This window comes from Sphingomonas sp. Leaf62 (assembly GCF_001421915.1).
In the GTDB taxonomy this organism is placed as follows: Bacteria; Pseudomonadota; Alphaproteobacteria; order Sphingomonadales; family Sphingomonadaceae; genus Sphingomonas.
Genome location: NZ_LMLN01000023.1, coordinates 189994 through 205012 on the forward strand (window position 1 = coordinate 189994; position 15019 = coordinate 205012).

Genomic DNA, 15019 nt, shown 5'->3' on the forward strand with positions numbered 1-15019 from the left:
GAGCCTGTTCGCTTGAAACGGGACGCGGCGAACATCGTCCTGCGCTTCGTCGCCGCGATCGCGGTGGGCGGAGCGGGAGGCGCGATCTTTGCCGCGATCGGCGCGCCGCTGCCATGGGTGCTGGGATCGATGGCCGCCTGCGCCGTCGCCAGCATCGCCGGCCTGCCGATCGCCGCCAGCGGCGCGACCCGTCGACCGATGGCGGCGGTGATCGGTCTGGTGCTCGGCAGTTCCTTCCATCCCGGCCTGATCGCGCTGGCGCGCGAATGGTGGCTGCCGCTGCTGTTGCTGCCGCCGTTCCTCGCGCTGGCCGGGCTGCTGTGCGTCCTGTGGTTCCGCCGGGTCGCCGGTTTCGATCGCGCCACCGCCTATTTCGCCGGCATGCCCGGCGGGATCGCCGAGATGGTGGTGATGGGCGGCGAACGCGGTGCCGACGAACGCACCATCGGCCTGATCCATGGCGCGCGGATCTTTCTCGTCGTCTTCCTCCTGCCCTTCGTCATCCGGCATTTCCATGCGGCGGCGGCGATCGCCGCGGCACCGGTCACGTCGATCAGCCCATGGCCGTCGCCCGCACTGTTCCTGTGGGGCGGGATCAGTCTGGCCGTGGGTCTCGTCCTCGGTCGCGCGCTGCGTCTGCCGGCATGGCATCTGATGGGGCCGCTGGCGATCAGTGCCGCATTGCACATGACCGGCGTCACCGATTTTCGCGTGCCCGCCTGGCTGCTGGCGGCGGCGCAGATCGGGCTGGGCGCAACGATCGGCTGCCGCTTCGCCGGGCTGGACCTGCGGGCGTTCGTCCGCCTGCTGGCACTGGCCGCCGGATCGACGCTGATCCTGATGGTGCTGACCTTCGCCGTCGCCATTCTGCTGGGTCGGGCCGCCGGGCTCGACATCGCGCTGCTCGCGCTCGCTTATTCGCCGGGCGGGCTGGCGGAGATGAGCATGGTCGCGCTCAGCCTCTCGCTCGAACCCGGTATCGTCGTCGTCACCCATCTGGCGCGGGTGGCCATCGTCCTGCTGTTCGCCCCCCTCGCCTTTCGTTCGGAGAAGCCGTCATGACCCCAAAACCGACACCGCTCGTCCTGCTCCCGGCCATGGGATGCGACGGCCAGCTATGGGCGCGACAGGTCGTCGACCTCGGCGACATCGCCCACCCTGAACTGGGCGACCTGAGCGTCGACGACAGCCTGTCGGCAATGGCCGCCCGCGTGCTCGCCCATGCCCCGCCGCGCATCGCGGTCGCCGGGGTCAGTCTGGGTGGCTATGTCGCGCTGGAAATGATCCGGCAGGCACCCGAGCGGATCGAACGGGTCGCGCTGTTCGGGACGCGGGCGACGATGGCGATGCGCGCACGCACCGTCGACGAACAGGGGCTGCTCGCCACCGCACCGCATGCCGATCCGATGCTGACCCCGATCGTCAGCGGCCCGGTGCAGGCGATGGCCGAACGCGTCGGTGCCGATGTATTCGAACGCCAGCAGCGCGCCCTGCTCGCCCGGCCGGATCTCGACCTCGCCATCGCTGCGGTCCATGTGCCGACGCTGGTCGCGGTGGGCGACCGCGACCGCATCTGCAAGGTCGAGGATGCGCGGGCATTGGCCGATCGTATTCCCGACGCCCGCTTTCATGTCATCCGCAACTGCGGTCACCTGTCGCCGATGGAGCGATCGGGCGAAGTGACCATGTTGTTGCGACACTGGCTGACCGACCGCTTGCGCTGACCACGGTGTCGCCTATGCAGGTCTGATGCAGCCAATCCGCAACATCGTCGTCCTGACGGGAGCGGGCGTTTCCGCGGAGTCGGGTATCGCCACGTTCCGCGGCCCCGGGGGCTTGTGGGAAGGGCACCGGGTCGAGGACGTCTGCACACCCGAAGCGTTGCGGGCCGATCCCCGGCTCGTGCACCGCTTCTACGATCTGCGGCGCGCGGCGCTGGCGGACGTGGCTCCCAACGCGGCGCATGTGGCGTTGGCGGAACTCGAAAGGAGCTGGACCGGCGAACTGCTGATCGTGACGCAGAATGTCGATGACCTGCACGAGCGCGCGGGGACGCACCGGCTGCTGCACATGCACGGCGCGCTGCGGTCCGCCCTGTGCGCAGTATGCGGCACCCGCGTAGCGCATACCGGCCCGTTGCCGCCGGGCAGCCGCTGCGGCGCATGCGGCGGCGCGGCGTTACGGCCCGACATCGTGTTCTTTGGCGAAATTCCGTACGCGATGGACCGGATCGTCGACGCCATCGGCACCTGCGATTTGTTCGTGTCGATCGGCACGTCGGGCGCGGTCTATCCCGCCGCCGGGTTCGTCGAATGGGCCAATGATCGCGGCGCGGCGACGCTCGAACTCAACCTCGAACGCTCGGCAGGGTCGGGCCGCTTCGACGAAAGCCGCCTCGGCCCGGCGAGCGAACTGGTGCCGGCATGGGTCGCGGAGCTACTGGCCGGGCAATGACGGCGGCGGCAGGGCGACGCGTCGCGATGGTTTGGTAACCGCGCCAACCGACCGGATACCGCCGATTTTCCCCGGCGGCGCACTCGCATCGTCGACCCGCATGCCTTATGTGGACAGCATGTTGTTCTGGTCCTTCCCGCCCGTCGCGCGTCGCAATGGTGTCCCGCAATGACCTGGCTCGAGAAAATCGCGATCGTCGCCTTCATGGTCCTGTTCATGGAGTGCTTCGCTTGGGCGGCGCATAAATACGTCATGCATGGCTGGGGTTGGGGCTGGCACAAGTCGCATCACGAGGATCACGCCGGCTGGTTCGAGAAGAACGACCTTTATGCGGTGGTCTTCGCGATCGTGCCGATCGCCCTGTTCGTCGTCGGCCTGTGGTGGGAATCGCTGTGGTGGGCCGCGCTCGGCATCACCGTCTATGGCGGCATCTACGCCTTCGTCCACGACATGCTCGTCCATCAACGGGGCGGATTCCGATGGGTGCCCAAGCACGGCTATTTCAAGCGGCTGCTGCAGGCGCACCGGCTGCACCATGCGGTCGAGGGCAAGCATGGCACGGTCAGCCACGGGTTTCTGTTCGCCCGCAAACCGGCCGTGCTGAAGGCGCAGTTGCGCGCCCATGCCGACCAACGCCAGCGCGTTCCGCAGCGCGACCGGCAGGATGATCTTTTGCCGTCCGAAGCAGAGCGGTGAGGTCGATCGCGTTCGGAGCAAAGGCGTTGCGGCGTCAGACGCTGATCGGCGTATCGCTGTCGGTTGCGATCGTCGTCACCTGGCTGGCGATCCATATCACCGGCATATTCTTCTGGCAGTGGAGCGTCGGCACCCTGCCGATTGCCGTTGCGCTGATCCTGGTGCAGACATGGCTCAGCACCGGGCTGTTCATCATCGCCCACGACGCGATGCATGGCGCGCTGGCGCCGACCCATCCCGTCCTGAATCGGACGGTCGGTACGCTGTGCCTGTCGCTCTATGCGTGCCTGTCCTACGCCGCGCTGCTGCCGCAGCATCATCTGCACCACAAGCATGCGGGCCGGCACGGCGATCCCGATTTCCATGGCGGCGATCCCCGTCTGGCCGCGTGGTTCCTGCAATTCTTCCGGACCTATTACTCGCACGGACAAATCGCCCGCATCACGGTGATGGCGCTGATCTACATCTTCGGGTTCGGCGCATCGCTCGGCAACATCGTCCTGTTCTGGGCCGTGCCTGCTTTGGGCGCGGTCGGGCAGTTGTTCGTGTTCGGAACATGGCTGCCGCACCGCGAACGCGAAGCGCCGTTTCAGGACGCGCATCGCACGCATAGTATCAAGGTCGGTCCGGCACTGTCGCTACTGACCTGTTTTCATTTCGGCGGCTATCATCACGAGCACCACCTTTCGCCGGGTACCCCTTGGTGGGGACTGCCCGCCCGACGCCGGGCGATCGTCGGGCGGACCGACCAACGCTGAGTGTCGAGGGGTAGCGCCCGATCCTCGCGATCCGTCACGCCATGCGCAGGGTCGATTGCATCAGCGCGTCGTCGGGCGTCCGGCGGTGATCGATCCACCATTTCGCATCCACCTGCGCGGCGAGTCCGGCGACGCAGGCGGGGTGCGAGCGAACCAGTTTTGCCAGCCGTTCGGCGCGGATCGTGTCGGCCCATGCCACCTGTCGCGCGCTGCCGGTCAGAGGCGGCAGCGCATATCCGGCGATGGTAGCGCGATCGACGGCGGCCTGTTCGGCCCGGGCCGTCGCCATGCAGTCGGCGCAACGCTGCCGCTCCAGCCGCAATTCGGTGCGGGTTTGGTCGGCGGCGGTGAAGGTGAAGATGTCATGGTGCTGCAGATGGCCGCAGCGATGCCGGATGGTTCGTTTCATGCGCGCGACGATGAGTCGGCGAGTCGGGCCGATCCACTGGCTTGAGTCGAGACGAGTCGCCCGCGCGGCGAACCGAATCAGCCGATGGCGAACAGCCGCAGGAAATAGCCGGCGAAGCGCCGCGCCTCCGCCTCCATCCCGTCCGCCGGCGCGGGTTCGACCCCCCACAGGCGACGATTTTGTTGCGCACCGGTCATGCCGATCAGCATCCGCGCCATGTCGGTCGGTCCTTCGTCGCGCAGCCGGCCCGCCGCGATCTGTTCGGCGATGTAGGTGGCGAGCGCGCGTTCGATATGACCCGCCGCCTGTTCGTAGAAGATCGCCCCCACTTCGGGGAAACGGCCGCTTTCGCCGACGACCAGACGCCATGCCGCCACCGCGTCGGGATGCGCGGTCTTGTTCATGAACACCCGGCAGAAATTGACGAGCGTCGCCGGCATGTCGCCGGGTGTCAGCAGCTCGTCGGTCACCCGCTGGCGAAAGGCGGCGGTGACGTCGGCGATCACCGCCGCGAACAATTCCTCCTTCGAGCGGAAATAGCTCCACAGGGTCGCCTTCGACCCGCCAAGGGTCTTGAGCAGGCCCGACATCGATGTCGCGGCATAGCCGTCGTCGAGGAACGACCGACGCGCGGCGGCGACGATCGCGTCGCGGCGATCCTGTTTGCGCGCTTCCCGCTTGCCGGGCGCGGTTTCTTCGGTCGTACTCATAAACTGTACCGCCGGGTACAGATAATCGTTGACAGGCGCAAGCCGCAGGATCATGGCACGCGGCGTACCCACTAGTACGGTTTTCGCATGACAATTCAGATTCCCCGGAACGCCCGTTCGCTGGTGCCGCTTGCGGTCCTGTTCCTGTCCGGCTGCGCGACCGTACCCCATCTTGCGGATGCGCCGGTGCCGCGGACGTCGGCCAGTTTCGCCGCCGACCGCAGCCTTGCGGCAACGGGCGATGCCGCATGGCCGGTGCAGAACTGGTGGCAGGGCTATGGCGACACCCAGCTCGATACGCTGATCGCCGAGGCGCTGGCCGGATCGCCCGACCTTGCCGCCGCGACCGCGCGGATCGCGCAGGCCGAGGGCTATGCGCAGCAGGCCGGCGCCGCGCAGCTGCCGACGCTCGGCGCATCGGGCAATGTCGCGGCGACCAAGCAAAGCTATAACAACGGCATTCCCGCCGATTTCGTGCCGAAGGGCTGGAACGACACCGGCCGGGTGCAGGGCGAACTGGGCTTCGATCTCGATTTGTGGGGCCGTAACCGTGCGGCCTTTGCGGCGGCACGGTCGGATGCGGCGGCGGCGCAGCTCGATCTGGCGCAGGCGCAGCTGACGCTGTCGACCAATATCGCCGATGCCTATGCCGATCTGGCGCGGCTGTTCGCCGAACGCGCGGTGGCGCTGGCGGCGCTCGACGTGCGGCGGCAGACCGCGAAGCTGACCGCCGACCGGGTGACCGGCGGGCTGGATACGCGCGCCGAGCAGAAGCAGGCGGACTCGGCGGTGCCGGCAGCGCGCGCCGATGTAGCGGCAACCGACGAAGCCATCGCGCTGACCCGCAACCGCATCGCCGCGTTGCTCGGCAAGGGGCCGGACCGGGGGCTGGCGATCGCCCCGCCCGCCGCGACCATCGCCGCGCGCGGGCTGCCGATCGGCGTCACCACCGACCTGATCGCGCGCCGTCCCGATATCGTCGCGGCCCGGACCCGCGTCGAGGCGGAAGCGAGCCGGATCAAGGTCGCGCGCGCCGATTTCTATCCGTCGTTCAGCCTGTCGGCGGTGTTCGGCCTGCAATCGCTGGGTCTGAGCAATCTGGTGAAGGGCGGATCGACCGCAGGCAGCATCGGTCCGGCGTTCAGCCTGCCGATCTTTCGCGGCGGCGAATTACAGGGCCGCTACCGCGTCGCGCGGGGCAGCTATGACGCGGCGGTCGCCGATTACGACCGGACCGTGACCAACGCCTATCGCGCGGTCGCCGATGCGGCGGTGAGCCAGCGTGCGCTGACCACCCGCCTGAACGAATCGCAACAGTCGCTGACCGATGCGCAGGCCGGATATGATGTCGCGCGGCAACGGTTCGAAGGCGGCCTGTCGCGCTTCACCGACGTGCTGGTCGCGCAGGACCGGGTGTTGCAGGCGCGGCGGATCGTCGCCGATCTGCAGGCGCGTGCCTTTACCCTCGATGTAGCGCTCGTCCGTGCGCTGGGCGGCGGGTTCACCGCGCCGGCCACCGCACAGCAGAACAAGGACCTGACCCATGGCTGATGCCGATCCCGCCGACCGCAGCTTCGCCGAAGCCAAGGCGGCGTCCGACACCCCTGCCCCGTCCAAGCGCAAGAAGCTGCTGGCCGGCATCGCCGCGATCGTCCTGTTGGGCGGCGCGGGCTATGGCACCTGGTATGCGCTGGTCGGCAGCAACTATGTCGAGACCGACAACGCCTATGTCGGTGCCGAGACCGCGCAGATCACGCCGATGGTCGCCGGACAGGTGATCGCGATCGGCGCGTCGGAAACGCAAGGCGTGAAGCGCGGCGACGTGCTGGTCCGGCTCGACGACAGCGACGCGCGGATCGCGCTGGCCAGTGCCGAGGCCGATCTGGCCAAGGCGCGTCGCGAGTTCGGGCAGACCTCGGCCACCAGCGGCGCGCTGTCGGCGCAGGTACAGGCCAAGGGGGCCGAGGTGACCAGTGCCCGCGCGCAACTGGCATCGGCGCAGGCGTCGTTCGACAAGGCGCAGGTCGATTTCAACCGGCGGCAGCGGCTTGCCCCCAACGGTGCGGTATCGGGCGACGAACTGACCGCCGCGACCAATGCGCTGGCCTCCGCCCGCGCGGCGCTGGAACAGGCGCGCGCGGCAGTGGCCGAGGCCGGGTCGCAGCGGGTCGCGGCGGCCGGCAATCTTGCCGCCAATCAGGCGCTGATCGAGGGGGCCACGGCCAACAGCGCGCCCGACGTGCTGGCGGCGGAGGCGCGCGTGCGGCAGGCGCGGCTCGACCTCGACCGCACCATCGTCCGCGCTCCGATCGACGGCGTCGTCGCCAACCGTACCATCCAGGTCGGACAGCGCGTCGCGGCGGGCACGACGATGATGCGGATCGTGCCGGTGAACAGCGCCTATGTCGACGCGAACTTCAAGGAAGGCCAGCTGACCAAGGTCAAGCCGGGCCAACCGGTGAAGCTCACCTCCGACCTTTACGGCGACGAGGTCGAATATCATGGCCGGGTGGTCGGTTTCTCGGGCGGCACGGGATCGGCGTTCGCGCTGATCCCGGCGCAGAACGCGACGGGCAACTGGATCAAGGTCGTGCAGCGCCTGCCGGTGCGCGTCGCGCTCGACCCCAAGGAACTGGCCGCGCATCCGCTGCGCGTCGGGCTGTCGATGACCGCCGAGGTGGATGTTTCGGGGCGGTGACCCCGCTTCCGGCAAACCGTACCCCCGCGCGCGCGGGGGCACGGGGAACGCCGTTTCGGGGACCATCCTCACCCAAGGGAGCAAGGCGGCATGGCCGGCCAGGACGATTTCAAACCCTTCACCGGCCCGAAGCTGCTGTTCGCCGGGTTGGTGCTGGCGCTGACCAATTTCATGGTCGTGCTCGACACGACAATCGCCAACGTGTCGGTCGGGCATATCGCCGGATCGCTGGGCATTTCGACCAGTCAGGGGACGTGGATCATCACCTCCTATGCGGTGGCGGAGGCGATCTGCGTGCCGCTGACCGGGTGGCTGGCCGGGCGGTTCGGGGCGGTGCGGACCTTCGTCGTCGGGATGATCGGCTTCGGCATCTTTTCGATATTGTGCGGGTTGTCGACCAGTCTGGCGATGATCGTCGTCGCGCGGATCGGTCAGGGGCTGTGCGGCGGGCCGCTGATGCCGCTGACCCAGACGATGTTGCTGCGGATATTTCCCAAGGAGCAACATGGACAGGCGATGGGGATGTGGGCGATGACCACGGTCACCGCGCCGATCCTCGGCCCGATCCTCGGCGGGACGATCAGTGACAGCTGGTCGTGGCACTGGATCTTCTTCATCAACATTCCGGTCGCGATCTTCTGCGTGTTCGGCGCACTGCGCCTGCTGAAACCCGCCGAGACGAAGCGCGAGAAGCTGAAGGTCGACAAGATCGGCCTCGCGCTCCTGATCCTGTGGATCGGCGCGTTGCAGATCATGCTGGATATCGGGCGCGAACACGACTGGTTCGAGGACCAGACGATCGTCATCCTCGCCATCGTGGCGGCGGTGGGCGCGGCGGTGTTCGTGGTGTGGGAGCTGACCGAGCGGCAGCCGATCGTCGACCTGCGCGTGTTCCGGCACCGGGGGTTCACGGTCGCGGTCGCGGCGCTGGCCTTTGCGTTCGGCACCTTCTTCGCCTCGGTCGTGCTGATCCCGCAATGGTTGCAGGCAAGCCTTGGCTACACCTCGACCTATGCCGGCTATGCCACCGCGTTCAACGGCGTGGGGGCGGTCATCATGTCGCCGTTCGTGGCGAAGATGCTCAAGAAGCGCGATCCCCGCGCGCTGGTGTGTTTCGGCATCTTCTGGATCGCAGCGGTCAATCTGCTGCGGGTGGAGTGGACGACCGGGTCCGACTTCTGGACGCTCGCCTTTCCCCAGATGTTGCAGGGATTCGGCATGCCGTTCTTCTTCATTCCGCTGACCACGATCGCGCTGGGCGCGGTCGATCCGAAGGAGACGGCATCGGCGGCGGGCGTCATGAGCTTTCTGCGGACGATGGCGGGGGCGATCGGGACGTCGGTGTCGATGACGCTCTATGCCGACAACATGACCGTCGCGCGCAGCGAGATGGTATCGCGCCTCAATACCGGCGCGACCGAACAGGCGCTGATCGCACAGGGATTTTCGATCGACCAGGTGCGCGGCGCGGTGGAGATGACGGTCGCGCAGGAGAGCAGCACGCTGGCGATCAACCATATGTTCCTGCTGTCGGCGATCATCTTCGCCGGCGCGGCGCTCATCATCTGGCTGGCACCGCGGCCGGCACGGATCGCCGGACCGGGCGCGGCGCACTGACGGGACTGGCGTCGCGCCGCGCAGCCGCTACGATCGTCCGATCGGGGGGGGTAGAAGATGAACGGTTTGACGACGTCCAGACGGCAATTGCTGGCCTATTCGCTGGCCGGTGCAGGTGCGGCGACGCTGCCGGCATGGGCGCGGGCGGCCGAAGCGAGCGATGCGGAGATCGACGCGATCGTCGGAAACTTCATGCGCAGCTACCAGACGCCGGGCGTTGCCATCGCGGTGCTCAGACCGAACCGCCCGCCGCTGCTGCGTGCCTATGGCGTCCGCACGCTGGGGCGGCCGGACAAGGTCGATATCCATACCCGGTTCGGCATCGCGTCGCACAGCAAGGCGTTCACCGCCGCCGCGCTGGCGCTGCTGGTCGACGACGGGAAGATCGGGTGGGACGATCCGGTCGTCAAACACCTGCCCGATTTCCGCATGTACGATGCCGCGGTCACGCCGATGATGACGGTGCGCGACCTGCTGGTCCATCGCTCGGGCCTGCCGCTGGGTGCGGGCGACCTGATGTTCTTTCCGGCGGGCAGCCATGTCGCCGCCGATGCGCTGAAGGCGCTGCCCTATCTGAAACCCGTGCGCGGGTTTCGCGACGGCTATGACTATGACAATATCCTGTACCTCGTCGCGGGGCTTTTGATCGAACGGGTGTCGGGCATGGGCTGGGACCGGTTCGTGCAGACGCGGCTGTTTGATCCGCTGGGCATGGTCGATGCCTTCCCGACCCGGCACGACCATGATCCCAACGTCGCGGGCCGCCACGCGAAACTCGGTCCGCCGGTGCGCGGCATCGGCAAGCTGGAGGTGGTCGCCGCCGACGAAGGGCCGATGGTCGACGCGGCGGGCGGGATCAACGCCAGCGTTGCCGACATGGCGAAATGGTTTCAGGCGCAGCTGGCCGGCGGGCTGCTGCCGGACGGCAAACGGGTCTGGTCCGCCGAACAGAGCAAGCAGATGTGGACCCCGGCGACCATCACGGCATCGACCAGCGGCCCGACCGCCGAAAACCCGGTCCGCCCCGTCCTGCAAAGTTATGCGCTGGGCTGGTTCGTACAGGATTATCGCGGGCTGCAGATGATCCAGCATAGCGGCGGCCTGTCGGGACAGGTCACGCACAGCGCGATGCTGCCGACGCGCGGGATCGCCGTGTCGGTGCTGACCAATGTCGAGGACGGCGTGTCGCAGCCGATCCGCAACGCGATCCTCGACCGACTGATCGATGCGCCGGCCTTCGACTGGGTCGCGTTCTTCGGGGCGCGCATGAAGCAAAGCCAGACCGAAGCGCTGGCGAGCGTCGCCGGCGGCGTCGACAAGGCACCGGCGGGTGGCCCGTCGCTGCCGATCGCGCGCTATGCCGGGCGCTATCGCGATCCATGGTATGGCGACGTCGTCGTCACCGAACGGCGCGGCAAGCTGGCGATCGATTTTGTGCCGACCCCGGCATTCAAGGGGCCGGTGGAGCCATGGGGACCGGACAGCTTCCGCACCCGCTTTCCCAAGGGCGCGGGCGAGGACGCGGTGGTCACCTTCGCGCTCGCCGATGGCAAGGTGACCGGCATCCGCATGAAGGCGCTCTCGCCGCTGGCCGATTTCAGCTATGATTTCCAGCATCTGGCGTTCGTGCCGGTCGGTCGGCCGTCATGATCCTCGCCGCGATCATACTGGCCGCGTCTGCGCCGACACCGGACCCGCTGACCGTCGCACTTGAATGCGAGGTCTATGCCGAACTGGCGATGTCGATCCATGGCGATCGGCCGCCGATGCTGCTGATCGATGACAGGATCCATCGCTACTGGTCGACCGAGGCCCGCAGGATCGCGGCGACGCGCCAGAAGACCCCCGAGCAACTGGCGGCGAGCAAGCTGGTCATCGCGATCGAAAGCGACCGTTATGCTCCGATCCTGGCGAACTGCCTGAAGACCATGCCGAAAAAGGCGTTGCGATAGCGCGGCAGCTTTCGCGCCTTACCACCCCATGCTGCCCGGCACGCCCTTAAACGGTCCGGCAAGGTCGGGGGTGATCCAGCCACCGTAGAAGCCGCCCGGCTGCGGCACGACGCGCTGGCCGTCGATGCTGCACCGGTCGAGCGGCCCGGCATAGAAGGCGACATGGTCGCGCAGCATCGCAAAGGCCGGCGTCGGATCGGGATAGCTCCACGCGACGTCGCGCAGTATCTCGTCGCCGATGGCGATGTGCCAGTAGACCGCCTGCCCCTTCCATTCGCACAGCGATCGGCGGGACGAGCGTTGCAGCACGCCGGCGGCGATGTCGCCGGGCGGGATGTACCAGCTGGGCGGATGGCTGGTTTCGAGTGTGCGGATCGCTGCGCGGGTATCGGCGACCACGACGCCGCGATGCTCGATACGGATATGGCGATCACTCGGCTCGGCGATGGCGGGGCGCGGAAAGTCCCAGACGCTTGTCCGCCCCGGACCGACCGGATCGGGTTGTGGCCACAGGCTCATCGTTTATTCTCCTGCCAGATGCGGGTCGCGAGCAGTGTCGCAAAGCCAAGCCACGCGACGAACGGCACGCCCAGCGCGGCCGCCGGGCGATCGACCTTTACCGCCGTCACGGCATAGGCGGTGCCGGTCGCGATCATCGCCCCCGATGCCGCCGCGCTGGCCCCGAGTTTGCGTTCGCGAAAGAACAGCTGCGTCCAGCCCCCGACCATCGCGCTGTTGACCAGCCATGCGCCGACCGCCGCGTTGCGCATCGGGCCGGCGGGTTCGCGCAACAACCGATAACCGCCGACCGCAAGGCCGGTTTCGAGCACCGGCCACACCGCACCGAACGCGGCGTCGGGCGGGGTGAAGTCGGGCTTGTCGAGCCGGCGATACCAGCGGCGGATGCCGGGATGCGACGGATCGGGAGCGTTGCGCCGCCCGACCACCGCGCTGACGCCCAGCACCGCGCCGACGATGCCGAGCGCCAGCAACGGCGACAGCCCGGCCTTCGCCGGTGCCGCCGCCGGTCGTTCGGCCTCGGGGAGGTATCGCGACAGATCGGGTTCGGGCGTATCGCCGCCGAACATTTTGCTCGACAGCTTGCGTACCGCCGGACGGCTCGCAAGGTCGAGCGCCCCGTGCAGCAGGCGAATGCCGAGGCGGCTGTGCGGGTTCATCAGCCGCGGCGCAATCTTCGGCACGCCCTGCGCATCCTCGACCATCGGCCGCATCTGCTGCTCATATGCGGCGAAGGCGGCGGGGACATCGGCCTGGTTGATCAGCTCCTGCGCCAAGACATAGGCTCCGGTCACCGCCAGCGTCGTGCCATAGCCCGCGATCGGCGTGGCGCACCAGGCGGCATCACCGGTCAGCGCCACCCGGCCGTTCGACCAGCGCGGCATCCGCACCTGTCGCAGCACATCGAAATAGAAATCGTCGGTATCGTCCATGCCGTCCAGCACCCGCTGCGCCTGCCATCCGGCATCGGCGAAGCGTTCGCGCAGCCATGCCTGTTGCCGCGTGACGTCCCAATCCTGTTCGCCGCCGGGCGGTTGTTGCACCGACAGCATCGCGCGGGTCGTGCCGTGCCGATCGGGGCGGAGCGACACGCTGCGGCCGCCCGGCGCATTGTACCAGCGCCACAGCCGGTCGTCGTCGGTGGTGCGCGGGATGGTGAAATAGGCGATGGTCAGGTCCATCCAGCGCGGATCATTCTCGCCCGCAAACACCCGTTCGCGCGTCGTCGAACCGACTCCTTCGGCAACGACAACCGCGTCATAGCGTCCGGTCGTGCCGCCAGCGAAGCCGACCGTCACGCCGTCGCCATCCTGATCGATCGTGGCGATATGGTCGCCGAAGCGATAGGTCGCGTGTTCGCCGGCCGGATCGTAGAGTAGCCGCGCCAGATCGCCGCGCAGGATCTCCATCTCGGCGGTCGGGCCGTCCTCCTCCTGATCGGCGGTCAGGAACTGCGCATCGACCTTGCCATCGGCATCGACCCATGCGGTTCCTTCCTCGCCGGTCCCCTGTTCCAGCGCGGTCTGCTCCAGCCCCATGCGCCGCAACACGTCGCGACCCGGCCCGCGCACGTCGATATTCTGGCCGCCATCGCGGAATTCCGGCGCACGCTCGACCACGGTAACGTCGAACCCGGCCCGGCCGAGCCACCACGCGACGATATTGCCGGCGACGCTGGCACCGGTAATCAGGACGGAACGGGACATGGACGACACTCCTTCGCCGCGCTTAACGGTCGAACAGCCTTCGGGTCGCAATGAGGAGGTTCGGAGTTTCCGGGTGGGCGTTACCGAACGCTATCCGACGATATCCTCGGCGGTCGCAGCAGCCCGCAGCTTGCCCGAGGCGACGGAGCGGGCATAACCGGAGGCATGATGCGATGTGCCCCGATCGCCGCCTTGCTGTTCGCGCTCCCGGCGATCGCCCCGGCGCAGACCGCCGCGCCGCCCGTCGCACACAGCCGATCCCGATGGGCATCCAGCATCGTCTCACCTCGGCTATTCTGGGCGACGTGCGCGAGGTGAATGTCTGGCTGCCGGATGGCTATGCCGCGTCGACTGATCGCTATCCGGTCGTCTATCTGCTCGACGGCGCGGTCGATCAGGATTTCCGCCATATCGCGGGCCTTGGCAGTCTGGCCTCGCTCAGCTGGACGTTCGGGCCGTTCATCGTCGTCGGGGTCCAGACCCGCAATCGTCATGCCGAGTTGACGCCGCCGGCGACCGATCCGCGCTATGTCGCGGCTTTCCCAAAGCGCGGCGGTGCAGCCCGGTTTCGCCGGTTCCTGTTGCAGGAGGTGATGCCGTTCGTCGAGCAGCGTTATCGCACCGGTACCCGGCGCGCGATCATGGGCGAATCGCTCGCCGGGCTGTTCGTCGTCGACGCGCTATTGACCGAGCCAACGGCGTTCCGCGAGTATATCGCGATCAGTCCCGGCCTGTGGTGGGACGATCGGCGGTGGGTCGGGACGGCAGCCGACGCCGGATTGGCGCGGGCGAAGGGCGTGCGCCTGTTCCTCGCGGTGGCGGATGAAGGCGGCACGATGCAGGACGGGGTCGACCGGTTGCGCACGATGATCGATCGGCTACCGGCGGGGCGGGTGACGTTGCGCTATGCCGAGTATCGCGCCACCGCGACCCATGCGACCGTCTATCATGGCGCGGCGGAAGCGGCGTTGCGCTGGCTCCTCCCCGCCCCGCCCTTCGACAACGGCCCGACACCGTGGTTCATGATCGACGGCGCCAGCCCGCCTGCCCGCTGATCCTTATTCCGGAAAGGCGGTCTGGTCCCGGCAACCGTGGCAAGGGCCGGGGTTGCGACTTGCGCGCTCGCGATGACAGGCGACAGCAGCGCCAGGGTAGCCGGAATGGTCTTCATGGCGGCTCCCGGGTTCAAGAGACGATCAGCCGCTGGCCGCCCCTTTCAGAACGGTCCGGCGGCTCGTATCGAAAAACTGGGTCATGTTACGGAGACTGGGCGGTCAATCAGGCCGCACAAGCGCCGTGGAAGGCCCGCCAGACGTCACCGCGATCACATTCCGAAGATTTTGCTCCGCCGAATCGAAGAAAGCTGTTGACCTCCTGATCGCCTCCCCCTAGATGGGTGTCACCGCAGCGGTGGCCGACACGGTCGCTTCTGCATCCTCCGGGACCTGGTACTGACCTGCTGGTTGGTGCCATGTGTTCCGGTCTCTCTATCGCCGGTTC

At 67.8% G+C, this 15019-nt stretch carries 15 protein-coding genes; 11 read left to right on the forward strand and 4 right to left on the reverse strand.

Features of this window, described 5'->3' with window-relative positions; all coding sequences use genetic code 11:
* Nucleotides 1-12 precede the first annotated feature (12 nt).
* The 5 genes from ASE91_RS10035 to ASE91_RS10055 all read left to right on the forward strand — a co-directional run bounded on the left by ASE91_RS10035 (nt 13) and on the right by ASE91_RS10055 (nt 3908).
* The gene (locus tag ASE91_RS10035) at nt 13-1062 is read left to right on the forward strand and encodes an AbrB family transcriptional regulator (protein WP_056625668.1); all 1050 of its coding nucleotides are present in this window, start codon (nt 13-15) and stop codon (nt 1060-1062) included.
* Nucleotides 1059-1724 carry an alpha/beta fold hydrolase gene (locus tag ASE91_RS19945; RefSeq protein ID WP_056625671.1) on the forward strand — a complete coding sequence of 222 codons (666 nt, stop codon included), beginning with the start codon at nt 1059-1061 and terminating at the stop codon, nt 1722-1724. The genes ASE91_RS10035 and ASE91_RS19945 overlap by 4 nt, the downstream gene beginning before the upstream one ends.
* 25 nt (nt 1725-1749) lie before the next feature.
* The gene (locus tag ASE91_RS10045; protein WP_056625674.1) at nt 1750-2454 is read left to right on the forward strand and encodes an NAD-dependent deacylase; all 705 of its coding nucleotides are present in this window, start codon (nt 1750-1752) and stop codon (nt 2452-2454) included.
* A gap of 168 nt (nt 2455-2622) precedes the next feature.
* Nucleotides 2623-3150, forward strand: a complete 528-nt coding sequence (locus tag ASE91_RS10050; protein ID WP_056625678.1) for a sterol desaturase family protein — start codon at nt 2623-2625, stop codon at nt 3148-3150.
* Nucleotides 3147-3908 (forward strand): fatty acid desaturase, encoded by a 762-nt coding sequence (locus ASE91_RS10055; protein ID WP_235530408.1) that lies wholly within the window; start codon nt 3147-3149, stop codon nt 3906-3908. The genes ASE91_RS10050 and ASE91_RS10055 overlap by 4 nt, the downstream gene beginning before the upstream one ends.
* Nucleotides 3909-3942: 34 nt before the next feature.
* Here ASE91_RS10055 and ASE91_RS10060 read toward each other — a convergent pair whose 3' ends face one another.
* On the reverse strand, nt 3943-4317 hold the full coding sequence (locus ASE91_RS10060; RefSeq protein WP_056625680.1) for a hypothetical protein: 375 nt from the start codon (nt 4315-4317) through the stop codon (nt 3943-3945).
* A gap of 77 nt (nt 4318-4394) precedes the next feature.
* Nucleotides 4395-5027 carry a TetR/AcrR family transcriptional regulator gene (locus tag ASE91_RS10065; RefSeq protein ID WP_055998251.1) on the reverse strand — a complete coding sequence of 211 codons (633 nt, stop codon included), beginning with the start codon at nt 5025-5027 and terminating at the stop codon, nt 4395-4397.
* Between the two features lie 87 nt (nt 5028-5114).
* Here ASE91_RS10065 and ASE91_RS10070 point away from each other — a divergent pair, with 87 nt between their 5' ends.
* The 5 genes from ASE91_RS10070 to ASE91_RS10090 all read left to right on the forward strand — a co-directional run bounded on the left by ASE91_RS10070 (nt 5115) and on the right by ASE91_RS10090 (nt 11294).
* Nucleotides 5115-6578: an efflux transporter outer membrane subunit gene (locus ASE91_RS10070; RefSeq protein WP_056625685.1), complete on the forward strand. Its 1464-nt coding sequence runs from the start codon at nt 5115-5117 to the stop codon at nt 6576-6578.
* Complete coding sequence (locus tag ASE91_RS10075) at nt 6571-7725, forward strand: HlyD family secretion protein (protein ID WP_056625688.1); 1155 nt, start codon at nt 6571-6573, stop codon at nt 7723-7725. The genes ASE91_RS10070 and ASE91_RS10075 overlap by 8 nt, the downstream gene beginning before the upstream one ends.
* Nucleotides 7726-7815: 90 nt before the next feature.
* A complete protein-coding gene (locus ASE91_RS10080) occupies nt 7816-9342 on the forward strand; it encodes a DHA2 family efflux MFS transporter permease subunit (RefSeq protein ID WP_056625691.1) in 1527 nt (508 codons plus the stop codon).
* Nucleotides 9343-9399: 57 nt separating this feature from the next.
* Complete coding sequence (locus ASE91_RS10085; RefSeq protein WP_082453950.1) at nt 9400-10992, forward strand: serine hydrolase; 1593 nt, start codon at nt 9400-9402, stop codon at nt 10990-10992.
* The gene (locus ASE91_RS10090) at nt 10989-11294 is read left to right on the forward strand and encodes a hypothetical protein (RefSeq protein ID WP_056625696.1); all 306 of its coding nucleotides are present in this window, start codon (nt 10989-10991) and stop codon (nt 11292-11294) included. The genes ASE91_RS10085 and ASE91_RS10090 overlap by 4 nt, the downstream gene beginning before the upstream one ends.
* Nucleotides 11295-11312: 18 nt before the next feature.
* Here the strand turns inward: ASE91_RS10090 and ASE91_RS10095 are convergent, their stop codons facing one another.
* Entirely contained in the window at nt 11313-11807 is a 495-nt protein-coding gene (locus ASE91_RS10095; protein WP_056625764.1) for a DUF427 domain-containing protein, read from the reverse strand.
* A gap of 2 nt (nt 11808-11809) precedes the next feature.
* Entirely contained in the window at nt 11810-13519 is a 1710-nt protein-coding gene (locus ASE91_RS10100) for a tryptophan-rich sensory protein (protein ID WP_082453951.1), read from the reverse strand.
* A gap of 263 nt (nt 13520-13782) precedes the next feature.
* Here ASE91_RS10100 and ASE91_RS10105 point away from each other — a divergent pair, with 263 nt between their 5' ends.
* The gene (locus ASE91_RS10105; RefSeq protein ID WP_056625699.1) at nt 13783-14574 is read left to right on the forward strand and encodes an alpha/beta hydrolase; all 792 of its coding nucleotides are present in this window, start codon (nt 13783-13785) and stop codon (nt 14572-14574) included.
* Nucleotides 14575-15019 lie beyond the last annotated feature (445 nt).